Origin of the sequence: Marinilabilia rubra (genome assembly GCF_003121985.1) — a bacterium.
Lineage (GTDB): Bacteria > Bacteroidota > Bacteroidia > Bacteroidales > Marinilabiliaceae > Marinilabilia > Marinilabilia rubra.
In genome coordinates, this window is the sequence record NZ_QEWP01000001.1 from 498,243 (window position 1) to 508,494 (window position 10,252).

At 41.2% G+C, this 10,252-nt stretch carries 14 protein-coding genes; all 14 read left to right on the forward strand.

The window, feature by feature from the left end; all coding sequences use genetic code 11:
- Nucleotides 1–4: 4 nt before the first annotated feature.
- The 14 genes from rpsE to DDZ16_RS02190 all read left to right on the forward strand — a co-directional run bounded on the left by rpsE (nt 5) and on the right by DDZ16_RS02190 (nt 9,890).
- Complete coding sequence (rpsE, locus tag DDZ16_RS02125; RefSeq protein WP_109262757.1) at nt 5–523, forward strand: 30S ribosomal protein S5; 519 nt, start codon at nt 5–7, stop codon at nt 521–523.
- An 11-nt stretch (nt 524–534) separates the two neighbouring features.
- Nucleotides 535–711 carry a 50S ribosomal protein L30 gene (gene rpmD / locus DDZ16_RS02130; protein ID WP_109262758.1) on the forward strand — a complete coding sequence of 59 codons (177 nt, stop codon included), beginning with the start codon at nt 535–537 and terminating at the stop codon, nt 709–711.
- Between the two features lie 31 nt (nt 712–742).
- A complete protein-coding gene (gene rplO / locus DDZ16_RS02135) occupies nt 743–1,189 on the forward strand; it encodes a 50S ribosomal protein L15 (protein WP_109262759.1) in 447 nt (148 codons plus the stop codon).
- 70 nt (nt 1,190–1,259) lie between these two features.
- Nucleotides 1,260–2,597 carry a preprotein translocase subunit SecY gene (secY, locus tag DDZ16_RS02140; protein ID WP_109262760.1) on the forward strand — a complete coding sequence of 446 codons (1,338 nt, stop codon included), beginning with the start codon at nt 1,260–1,262 and terminating at the stop codon, nt 2,595–2,597.
- A 21-nt stretch (nt 2,598–2,618) separates the two neighbouring features.
- The gene (map, locus tag DDZ16_RS02145; RefSeq protein WP_109262761.1) at nt 2,619–3,404 is read left to right on the forward strand and encodes a type I methionyl aminopeptidase; all 786 of its coding nucleotides are present in this window, start codon (nt 2,619–2,621) and stop codon (nt 3,402–3,404) included.
- Between the two features lie 15 nt (nt 3,405–3,419).
- Nucleotides 3,420–3,638, forward strand: a complete 219-nt coding sequence (gene infA, locus DDZ16_RS02150; RefSeq protein WP_010663197.1) for a translation initiation factor IF-1 — start codon at nt 3,420–3,422, stop codon at nt 3,636–3,638.
- Nucleotides 3,639–3,658: 20 nt separating this feature from the next.
- Nucleotides 3,659–3,775, forward strand: coding sequence for a type B 50S ribosomal protein L36 (gene ykgO, locus DDZ16_RS02155; protein WP_109262762.1), 117 nt, complete (start codon nt 3,659–3,661; stop codon nt 3,773–3,775).
- 11 nt (nt 3,776–3,786) lie between these two features.
- Nucleotides 3,787–4,155: a 30S ribosomal protein S13 gene (rpsM, locus tag DDZ16_RS02160; RefSeq protein ID WP_109262763.1), complete on the forward strand. Its 369-nt coding sequence runs from the start codon at nt 3,787–3,789 to the stop codon at nt 4,153–4,155.
- 10 nt (nt 4,156–4,165) lie between these two features.
- A complete protein-coding gene (gene rpsK / locus DDZ16_RS02165) occupies nt 4,166–4,555 on the forward strand; it encodes a 30S ribosomal protein S11 (protein WP_109262764.1) in 390 nt (129 codons plus the stop codon).
- A 146-nt stretch (nt 4,556–4,701) separates the two neighbouring features.
- The gene (gene rpsD, locus DDZ16_RS02170) at nt 4,702–5,307 is read left to right on the forward strand and encodes a 30S ribosomal protein S4 (protein WP_109262765.1); all 606 of its coding nucleotides are present in this window, start codon (nt 4,702–4,704) and stop codon (nt 5,305–5,307) included.
- 9 nt (nt 5,308–5,316) lie between these two features.
- Entirely contained in the window at nt 5,317–6,309 is a 993-nt protein-coding gene (locus tag DDZ16_RS02175; protein WP_109262766.1) for a DNA-directed RNA polymerase subunit alpha, read from the forward strand.
- Nucleotides 6,310–6,315: 6 nt separating this feature from the next.
- A complete protein-coding gene (gene rplQ / locus DDZ16_RS02180; protein WP_109262767.1) occupies nt 6,316–6,852 on the forward strand; it encodes a 50S ribosomal protein L17 in 537 nt (178 codons plus the stop codon).
- A 175-nt stretch (nt 6,853–7,027) separates the two neighbouring features.
- Nucleotides 7,028–8,332, forward strand: a complete 1,305-nt coding sequence (gene eno / locus DDZ16_RS02185) for a phosphopyruvate hydratase (RefSeq protein WP_109262768.1) — start codon at nt 7,028–7,030, stop codon at nt 8,330–8,332.
- Nucleotides 8,333–8,576: 244 nt separating this feature from the next.
- Nucleotides 8,577–9,890: a citrate (Si)-synthase gene (locus DDZ16_RS02190; RefSeq protein WP_109262769.1), complete on the forward strand. Its 1,314-nt coding sequence runs from the start codon at nt 8,577–8,579 to the stop codon at nt 9,888–9,890.
- The last annotated feature ends 362 nt before the right edge of the window (nt 9,891–10,252 follow it).

Genomic DNA, 10,252 nt, shown 5'->3' on the forward strand with positions numbered 1-10,252 from the left:
CATTATGGCTGGAAACAATAAGAAAGTTAGAAATAACAACGATATCGAACTTAAAGACCGCCTGGTAGCCATTAACCGTGTTACCAAAGTAACAAAAGGTGGGCGTACTTTTAGCTTTTCCGCCATTGTTGTCGTAGGTGATGAGAATGGTGTTGTAGGCTGGGGACTTGGTAAGGCCAATGAGGTAACTACTGCTATTGCTAAAGGAGTGGAAGCGGCTAAGAAAAATATAGTTCGTGTACCCATCTTAAATGGTACCATTCCTCATGAGCAAGTTACTAAGTTCGGTGGTGCACAAATCTTTATGAAGCCTGCATCACATGGTACCGGTCTTGTGGCTGGTGGTGCGATGCGTGCCGTACTTGAGAGTGCCGGCGTTACCGATGTTTTGGCAAAGTCAAAAGGTTCGGCCAATGCGCACAACCTTGTCAAAGCAACGATCAATGCATTGTGCGAAATGCGTGACGCCCGAACAGTTGCTATGCAACGCGGTGTTACCCTGGATAAAGTTTTTAACGGATAAAACACTTTCAAATGGCTAAGATAAAAGTGACCCAGGTCAAAAGCCGCATCAGGTGTAATCAACAGCAGAAGCGCACCCTAGATGCCCTTGGTCTGAAAAAACTCAACGGTACCGTAGAACATGAGGATACTCCCAATATTCTCGGTATGATCGAAAAAGTGCAACACTTGGTAAGTGTTGAAAAGTAATTTTGGTTTAACGTTTTTATCGATATAAATCATGGAATTAAATAATTTAAAACCTGCAAAAGGATCGACACACTACAAGAGACGTCTTGGACGTGGTCCTGGGTCCGGTCTGGGTGGAACTTCTACTCGCGGACATAAAGGAGCCAAATCACGTTCCGGTTACTCCAAGAAGGAAGGTTTCGAAGGAGGTCAGATGCCATTGCAGAGAAGAGTACCTAAATACGGTTTCAAAAACTTTAACCGTAAAGAGTACAAATCAATTAATATTCGTACTCTTCAGGAATTGGTTGAAAAAAGCAATACCGCGGAGATTACTCCTGATGTTCTTTACAATGCCGGACTCATTGGTAAACATGATCTTGTGAAAATTTTGGGGCAAGGAGAACTCAAAGCCAAGGTCAATGTTAAAGCTCACGCTTTCTCAAAGTCGGCAAAAGAGGCTATTGAAGCCGTTCAGGGAACCGCCGAAGAATTATAGACATCGACAAAGGCCCCTCTGCACCTGCAGAGCGGGCTCTTGTTTGTTGTTAATATAGAAAAATACACTCATGAAGTTTATAGAAACCATCCGAAATATCTGGAAAATTGAAGACTTAAAGTCTCGCATCCTGACCACACTCGGTTTTATTCTTATCTACCGTTTGGGGTCATTTGTGGTTATTCCGGGTATTGATCCAAATCAATTGGCCAATCTGGAGGCCCAAACCAGTAGTGGTGTCCTAGGACTGTTAAACATGTTTTCCGGGGGTGCATTTTCCAATGCTTCCATTTTTGCCCTTGGAATTATGCCCTATATATCGGCATCCATTGTTGTTCAGCTTCTGGGTATTGCTATTCCTTATTTTCAGCGACTACAACGTGAGGGTGAAAGCGGAAGACGGCGAATTAATCAGATTACCAGGTATCTTACAGTTATAATACTGTTGTTCCAGGCTCCAGGGTATATTGCTAACCTACATGCTCAGTTGCCACCATCGGCGTTTGCAACTGCAGGATGGGCGTTTACTGTTACTTCAACCATCATCCTTACTGCAGGATCTATGTTTGTTATGTGGCTTGGAGAGCGAATTACCGATAAAGGAATAGGAAATGGTATCTCCCTTATAATCATGATCGGTATTATTGCCCGTTTACCTTTTGCTGTTATAGCAGAATTTGTTTCCAGAATAGAAGAGGGTGGCGGTTTAGTAATGCTCCTGATTGAGATTGTTGTATTATTCTTTGTTTTTGCCGGTACCATTCTTTTGGTACAGGGAACACGTCGTGTGCCTGTTCAGTATGCAAAAAGAATTGTAGGAAATAAGCAATATGGAGGCGTTCGTCAGTATATTCCTTTAAAGGTTAATGCTGCCGGAGTAATGCCTATCATTTTTGCCCAGGCAATTATGTTTATTCCTATTACATTGGCTGGATTTGTAGAAAGTGAAGCTGCCACCGGGTTTGCAGCAGCGTTCGCTGACTTTACCGGCTTTTGGTACAACTTTACATTCGCATTTCTGATTATTATATTTACTTATTTCTATACTGCGATTACCATTAATCCCCAGCAAATGGCTGAGGATATGAAACGCAATGGTGGTTTTATTCCAGGTGTTAAGCCTGGTAAAAAGACCATGGAATTTCTGGATTCTGTAATGTCAAAAATTACTTTACCAGGTTCTATTTTCCTTGCCATTGTCGCTATTTTACCAGCATTTGCTATGTTGGCAGGTGTAGATCAAACTTTTGCTCAATTCTACGGAGGTACCTCATTGCTGATTCTTGTGGGAGTGGTATTAGATACCCTTCAGCAAATTGAGAGTCACTTGTTGATGAGGCATTATGATGGATTGATGAAGTCAGGACGGATTAAAGGACGTACTGGTGGTGGAGCCGCTATGTATTAAAAAGAAGGGCTGTTTTATAGAATGATTTATTTAAAGACCAAAGAGGAAATAGAATTACTTCGGGAAAGTAACATGTTGGTGGCTAAAACTCATGGCGAAGTTGCAAAATGGGTGGAACCAGGTGTTACGACCTTGAAACTGGATAAGATAGCTGAAGAGTTTATCAGAGATCATGGAGGTGTTCCTGCTTTTCTAAACTATCAGGGTTTTCCTAATTCTCTTTGTACTTCGGTTAATGATCAGGTTGTGCATGGAATTCCCGACAACAAACCTTTAAATGAAGGGGATGTTGTTTCTGTTGATTGTGGCGTTTTGCTCAATGGTTATTACGGCGACTCTGCTTTTACATATTGCATAGGTGAAGTTGATCCGGAGATCAAAAAATTGCTGGAAGTAACCAAAGAATCCTTGTATAAGGGCATTGAACAAGCTGTTGAGGGTAAAAGAATAGGTGACGTTGGTTGTGCTGTTCAATCACATGCAGAGGGGTATGGCTTTTCTGTAGTTCGCGAAATGGTAGGACATGGAGTGGGAAAAAATCTTCATGAATCACCAGAAGTTCCTAACTATGGACGGCGTGGAAATGGAGTAAAACTCAAAGAAGGAATGGTTATCGCGATAGAGCCAATGATCAATTTTGGGAAAAGACATATTGTTCAGGAATCTGATGGTTGGACCATTCGTACAAGAGACAGGAAGGTTTCTGCTCATTTTGAGCACACTGTTGCAGTAGGAAAAAATGAAGCAGATATACTATCTAGTTTTAAATTTGTAGAAGAAGTATTACATTTGCAGTCTGAAAAATAAAAAGATACACATTTTATGGCTAAACAAGCTTCTATAGAACAAGACGGAACTATTATCGAAGCGCTTTCCAATGCTATGTTTCGTGTAGAATTGGAAAACGGGCACGTAATTACAGCCCATATTTCGGGTAAGATGAGAATGCACTATATCAAAATCTTACCTGGAGACCGGGTCAAGGTAGAAATGTCGCCTTACGACCTGACAAAAGGAAGAATAAGTTACAGGTATAAATAATTATTCAAAGAGATAACGACATGAAGGTAAGAGCATCCATTAAAAAGCGCAGTGCGGACTGTAAAGTTGTTCGCCGTAAAGGTCGCTTGTATGTGATCAATAAGAAAAACCCCAAGTTTAAACAACGTCAAGGATAAAATTTACGAATATGGCAAGAATTGCAGGAGTTGATATTCCTACGCACAAAAGAGGTGAAGTCGCTTTGACTTACATCTTCGGAATTGGCCGAAGCACCGCGCAGAATGTGCTTGACAAGGCCGGTGTTAGTCGTGAGACCAAGGTGAAAGACTGGACTGACGAACAACTGACCAAAATCCGTGAAGTTATTAGCAATAACATCACTACAGAAGGTGAGCTGAGATCTCATGTACAGCTTAATATTAAGCGTCTGATGGACATTGGTTGCTACCGTGGCATCCGTCACCGTATTGGATTGCCCGTTAACGGCCAGTCTACTAAGAACAATGCCCGCACACGCAAAGGCAAGAAGAAAACTGTTGCTAACAAGAAGAAATAATAAGTGAGTTATGGCAAAAAAGACGGGAAGTCAAAGAAAAAAGGTTGTTAAAGTAGAAGCAGTGGGACAAGCCCACGTGCATTCATCTTTTAACAATATTATTGTTTCTCTGACCAACAATAATGGTCAGGTTATCTCGTGGTCCAGTGCCGGCAAGATGGGATTCCGTGGTTCTAAGAAGAACACCCCATACGCAGCTCAGACTGCTGCCAGCGATTGTGCGAAAGTTGCACATGATATGGGGCTGAGAAAAGTAAAAGTATATGTTAAAGGTCCCGGTAACGGAAGAGAATCTGCCATCCGTGCTATTCACGGTAGCGGTATTGATGTAACCGAGATTGTTGATGTGACGCCACTTCCACACAATGGATGTCGCCCTCCCAAAAGAAGAAGAGTTTAATTTTAACTAGTTGTTAACCATAAGTTTTTGGTTTTGAGTTTTGAATTATGGTGGGTTATATATTATTAGTAACCTCCTCTCTATAATCTTGCGGCTGTCATATTCATCATTTGAAATCAAAAATTTAAAATCAAAAATTTAGTAGAATGGCTAGATATATTGGTCCAAAAACAAAAATTGCCCGTAAGTTTGGGGAAGCCATTTACGGACCCGATAAGTATTTCGAAAGAAAGAATTACCCTCCGGGACAACATGGAAACTCACGACGTCGCAAGACAAGTGAATATGGTGTTCAGTTGAAGGAAAAGCAAAAGGCAAAATACACCTATGGATTGCTTGAGAAGCAATTCCGTAACCTTTTTAAGAAGGCAACTAACCAAAAAGGTATTACCGGTGAAGTATTGCTTGGATTGCTCGAATCCAGACTGGATAACGTAGTATTCCGGATGGGAATTGCTCCTACGCGTTCGGCAGCTCGTCAGCTTGTCTTGCACCGTCATATTACTGTTGACGGGAAGGTTGTAAATATTCCTTCTTATACGTTGCGTTCTGACCAAGTTATTGGTGTTCGCGAAAAATCCAAATCACTTGAAGTGATTAATACCTCTTTGAATAATTCAAGTGTTCAGAAATATTCCTGGCTTGAATGGGACGAAAGTTCCATGCAGGGTAAATTTATCAATGTACCTGAAAGGTCAGAAATACCCGAAAATATTAAAGAACAGTTGATCGTTGAATTGTACTCTAAATAATAAATTCTTATGGCAATATTAGCGTTCCAAAAACCTGACAAAGTCATCATGCTCGAGGCAGACGACAAATTCGGTCGCTTCGAATTTCGTCCTCTTGAGCCGGGATATGGTATTACTGTTGGAAATGCCTTAAGAAGAATCTTGTTGTCCTCACTCGAGGGATATGCGATTACAACTGTGAAGATTGAGGGTGTTGACCATGAGTTCTCCAGCATTCCGGGAGTGGTTGATGATGTTACGGAAATCATCCTCAACCTTAAACAAGTTAGGTTTAAGCAAACCATCGAAGATCATGACCAGGAGAAATTTACCGTTAATATTAGCGGGAAAGAAGTTCTTACTGCAGGCGACTTTGAGCAATTTCTTAATGGGTTTCAGGTATTGAATCCTGATTTAGTTATTGCCCATATGGATGCAGATGTTAAGCTGCAGATGACTTTGAATATTGGTAAAGGTCGTGGTTATGTCCCGGCAAGTGAAAACCAGAATCCTGAACAGGAACTTGGTACTATTGCCATTGACTCTATTTATACTCCCATTCGTAATGTAAAATACGATATCGAGAATTATAGGGTTGAGCAAAAAACCGACTACGAGAAACTGGTTTTCGAAATTGAGACAGATGGATCTATTCATCCGAAGGATGCATTGAAAGAGGCTTCTAAAATTTTGATCCATCACTTTATGCTGTTCTCTGATGAGAAGATTACTTTGGATTCAGAAGAAAAGACCAGCGGTGATGAATTTGATGAAGAAGTACTGCATATGCGTCAGATGCTGAAAACCAAATTGGTTGACATGGACCTGTCTGTACGTGCTCTTAACTGTCTTAAGGCCGCCGATGTGGAAACTCTTGGCGAGTTGGTTCAATATAACCGAAACGACTTGTTGAAATTCCGTAATTTCGGGAAAAAGTCACTTACGGAATTGGATGATCTTTTAGACAATATGGGACTCAATTTCGGTATGGATATTTCGAAGTATAAATTAGACAAGGAATAAATAGCGATGAGACATAGAAAGAAATTTAACCACTTAAGCCGCACGAGCGCTCACCGTAAGGCCATGCTCTCAAATATGGCTAGTTCTCTTATCTTGCATAAGAGAATTAAAACTACCGTGGCCAAGGCAAAAGCGCTGCGTATGTATGTGGAACCTTTGATCAATAAATCAAAAACAGATAATACTCACTCACGTAGGATTGTGTTTAGTCATCTTCAGAATAAAGAGGCTGTATCTGAACTCTTTCGTGAAGTATCTGAGAAAGTTGCCAACCGTCCTGGTGGTTACACTCGTATTCTCAAATTAGGAAACCGTCAGGGTGATGCAGCTGAAGTTTGCTTCATTGAGCTGGTTGACTTTAACGAGAATATGCTTTCTGATAAAGCAGATGGTGAGAAGAAACGTACCAGAAGAAGCCGTCGAGGTGGTGGTGCTAAGAAAACCACTACCCCTGCAACTGAACCAACAGCTAAGGCTGTTGAAGCTGCGGAAGAGACTAAAGAAGACAAGGCTTCCGATAGTGAAGAGAAAAAGGAAGAATAAATCAAATGTTTCTTCATTTGATTTAAAAGTTCTTAAAAAAGGGATAAAGGGTCAGAGCTTTATCCTTTTTTTTTGACAATTCAGCCAGATGTTGAGATATTTGAACTGCCAAATAAAACAACATTGATAAGACAAAATTGAATTTTAATATTTAACTGAAATAAAACGATTAATTATGGGACAAATTGCTAATGTTCATGCCCGCGAAATTCTTGACTCACGTGGTAATCCAACTGTTGAAGTTGAGGTAACTCTGGACTGTGGAATTATTGGTCGTGCTGCCGTTCCTTCCGGAGCATCTACAGGCGAAAATGAGGCACTTGAGCTTCGCGATGGTGATAAAGGTCGTTACCTTGGGAAGGGTGTCTTGAAAGCCGTTGAAAACGTAAATAACGTTATTGCTCCAGCTTTAGTAGGTATGAGTACCCTGGATCAGGTTGGTGTTGATAACAAGATGCTTGAAATCGACGGAACCAAAACAAAAAGTAAATTAGGTGCCAACGCCATTTTAGGTGTTTCATTGGCAACAGCTAAGGCTGCTGCTGAATATCTTGATATGCCTCTTTACCGTTATATCGGTGGAACCAACTCTGTAACTCTTCCGGTTCCTATGATGAACATTATCAACGGTGGTTCTCACTCGGATGCTCCTATCGCATTCCAGGAATTCATGGTTCGTCCGGTTGGCGCGAAGAGCTTCCGCGAAGGATTGCGCATGGGTGCTGAAGTTTTCCATGCTCTTAAGAAAGTACTTAAAGATCGTAACCTAAGTACTGCTGTTGGTGATGAAGGTGGTTTTGCTCCTGAATTAGAGGGAACTGAAGATGCCTTGAACTGCATCATCAAAGCTGTGGAAAACGCAGGCTATAAGCCGGGTCGTCTTGAAGAAGGTGGTCAGGTTTCTATTGCACTCGACTGTGCTGCTTCTGAATTCTTCGAAAACGGCGTATATGACTACTCTAAATTTGAAGGATCAAACGGCGCTAAGCGTAACTCTGAAGAGCAGTCTGCTTATCTTGCTGAGTTGATTGAGAAATTCCCAATTGATTCTATCGAAGACGGTTGCGATGAAGGTGACTGGGACGGTTGGGTGAAACTCAACAACCAGATTGGTGATAAGTGCCAGTTGGTAGGTGATGACTTGTTCGTAACCAATGTCGATTACCTGCAAAAAGGTATTGAAATGGGAGCTGCCAACTCCATTCTTATCAAAGTTAACCAAATTGGTACTTTGACCGAGACATTGAATGCTATTGAAATGGCTCACCGTGCTGGCTATACTTCAGTGACTTCTCACCGCTCAGGTGAAACTGAAGATGCTACCATTGCTGATATTGCAGTAGCAACCAATAGTGGTCAGATTAAAACCGGTTCTTTGAGCCGTTCAGATCGTATGGCTAAATACAACCAGTTGCTTCGTATTGAAGAGGAATTGGGAGATGCCGCTGTTTACGGTTACAAGAAAATTGTTAAAAAGTAATCGTCAGTTTTATCGACATTCAGGCTCTGTTTTAAGCACAGCTTTGGTATTTTTATTTAGTTATTGTTGCTTCAAACAGTTGCCTTTATCATATTTAAGCCGGACAGGATTTATTTCTGTCCGGCTTTTTTGTGCGTGCTGGCAGAGAACAATTTTAACTTTTTTTTGTTTGTTTATCAGGTTTTGACCTTTTGTGGCCATGCTCACAAATTAACCAATTTCAAATCTTTAATTAAAAAATATTATGGATTATATAAAGGAGAAGCTTATCACCATAGGCCGCCCAAAAGCTGAAATTGTTAAGAAACTTCAAAAGGAACATGGTGATAAGGTTGTTCAGGAGGTTACAATGGGACAGGTGCTTTCGGGAATGAAAGGGGTTGTGTCTTTGCTAACTTGTACCTCCAAATTGGATCCCGATGAGGGTATCCGCTTCAGAGGTTATTCAATACCCGAACTGCGCGAAAAGTTGCCTAAATTACATGAAGATGGCGAACCGCTTCCCGAAGGGTTGTTTTACCTGATGCTATTAGGAGAATTACCCACTACTGAAGACGTAAATTTTATCAGTGAATCGTGGGCCAGGAGAGCGCAAAATATTCCTCAGCACGCTTTTGATGTTATCAATGCATTGCCCAAAAGTGCGCATCCCATGATTCAGTTCAACTCTGCTATTCTGGCAATGAGTACCGAAAGCCACTTTCGCCGGGCTTACCTGGCAGGCGCAGATAAAAAAGACTACTGGGATCCTATGTATGAAGGTGTAATGGATCTAATTAGCCGCCTGCCAATTATTGCTGCATATATTTACAGGAGGGTTTTTTATGATGAGAAGCACATTGAAATGGATCCCTCACTGGATTGGGCAGGAAACCTTGCCCATATGATGGGATACGATTCTGAAGAGGTCAGGCGCATGATGCGCTTATATATGGTTATTCATGCCGATCATGAAGGGGGTAATGTTTCTGCCCATGCCACCCACCTTGTGGGGTCAGCTCTTTCCAATCCCTATTATAGTTTTTCCGCTGGAATGAATGGGTTGGCAGGCCCGTTACATGGAATGGCAAATCAAAATGTAATGCATTGGCTGCAGCGCTTAATGGATGAGCTGGGGACACATGATCCTTCGACGGAGCAAGTTCGTGAATATGCCAAGGCTACACTGGATTCCGGGAGAGTAATTCCCGGGTACGGGCATGCTGTTCTTCGGAAGACAGATCCCCGTTTTGCCGTGCAACTGGATTTTGCCAATAAGTATCTCCCCGAAGCCACACTTATCAAACTTGTTAAGAAGGTGTATGATGTGGTTCCTGGTTTATTGGAGGAAACCGGCAAAGTTAAAAACCCATGGCCCAATGTTGATGCAATTTCGGGCAGCCTTTTGTCCAGTTATGGCATTACTGAGTATCCGGTTTATACCATGCTTTTTGGGGTGAGCCGTGCATTAGGTGTTTTAACACAGCTTATCTGGGACCGTTTATATGGACTGCCTATTGAGCGACCAAAATCTCAAAATCTTGATTGGTTTAAAGAAAAAGCCGGGTTTAACCATTAGTTTTAAAATAGCATTTCTCCGTTTTACTATTGCAAATAAACTAAAATCAATTGTTTGCAATTAAAATTCGTATTGTCAGTATTATATGCTTCATCTTAAAACTTACATTTATTCCGGGATTTGGGATTTAATACTTTGTTGTACAGTGGGTTGCAGAAATAGGAAGTGATTTTTAATTAACAAATGTTTAATTGCTTGTTAATTAGGGCTTGCTGGAAAACACTTATATCTCTACGCATCAGCACATTGAGGGTGCTTTAACAAGAATGAGGTGCAAGGATGTTTGTTTGGAATCACAATTAGCTTTGCACTTGGGAAATTCTTTAGGATAAAATTTTAGTAGTTTTTGTTCTGAAAGATTG

What these genes read in the sequence shown, in the direction of transcription:
- rpsE (WP_109262757.1), top strand. Translation starts at nt 5, where the DNA reads ATGGCTGGAAACAATAAGAAAGTTAGAAATAACAACGATATCGAACTT.
- rpmD (WP_109262758.1), top strand. Translation starts at nt 535, where the DNA reads ATGGCTAAGATAAAAGTGACCCAGGTCAAAAGCCGCATCAGGTGTAAT.
- rplO (WP_109262759.1), top strand. Translation starts at nt 743, where the DNA reads ATGGAATTAAATAATTTAAAACCTGCAAAAGGATCGACACACTACAAG.
- secY (WP_109262760.1), top strand. Translation starts at nt 1,260, where the DNA reads ATGAAGTTTATAGAAACCATCCGAAATATCTGGAAAATTGAAGACTTA.
- map (WP_109262761.1), top strand. Translation starts at nt 2,619, where the DNA reads ATGATTTATTTAAAGACCAAAGAGGAAATAGAATTACTTCGGGAAAGT.
- infA (WP_010663197.1), top strand. Translation starts at nt 3,420, where the DNA reads ATGGCTAAACAAGCTTCTATAGAACAAGACGGAACTATTATCGAAGCG.
- ykgO (WP_109262762.1), top strand. Translation starts at nt 3,659, where the DNA reads ATGAAGGTAAGAGCATCCATTAAAAAGCGCAGTGCGGACTGTAAAGTT.
- rpsM (WP_109262763.1), top strand. Translation starts at nt 3,787, where the DNA reads ATGGCAAGAATTGCAGGAGTTGATATTCCTACGCACAAAAGAGGTGAA.
- rpsK (WP_109262764.1), top strand. Translation starts at nt 4,166, where the DNA reads ATGGCAAAAAAGACGGGAAGTCAAAGAAAAAAGGTTGTTAAAGTAGAA.
- rpsD (WP_109262765.1), top strand. Translation starts at nt 4,702, where the DNA reads ATGGCTAGATATATTGGTCCAAAAACAAAAATTGCCCGTAAGTTTGGG.
- DDZ16_RS02175 (WP_109262766.1), top strand. Translation starts at nt 5,317, where the DNA reads ATGGCAATATTAGCGTTCCAAAAACCTGACAAAGTCATCATGCTCGAG.
- rplQ (WP_109262767.1), top strand. Translation starts at nt 6,316, where the DNA reads ATGAGACATAGAAAGAAATTTAACCACTTAAGCCGCACGAGCGCTCAC.
- eno (WP_109262768.1), top strand. Translation starts at nt 7,028, where the DNA reads ATGGGACAAATTGCTAATGTTCATGCCCGCGAAATTCTTGACTCACGT.
- DDZ16_RS02190 (WP_109262769.1), top strand. Translation starts at nt 8,577, where the DNA reads ATGGATTATATAAAGGAGAAGCTTATCACCATAGGCCGCCCAAAAGCT.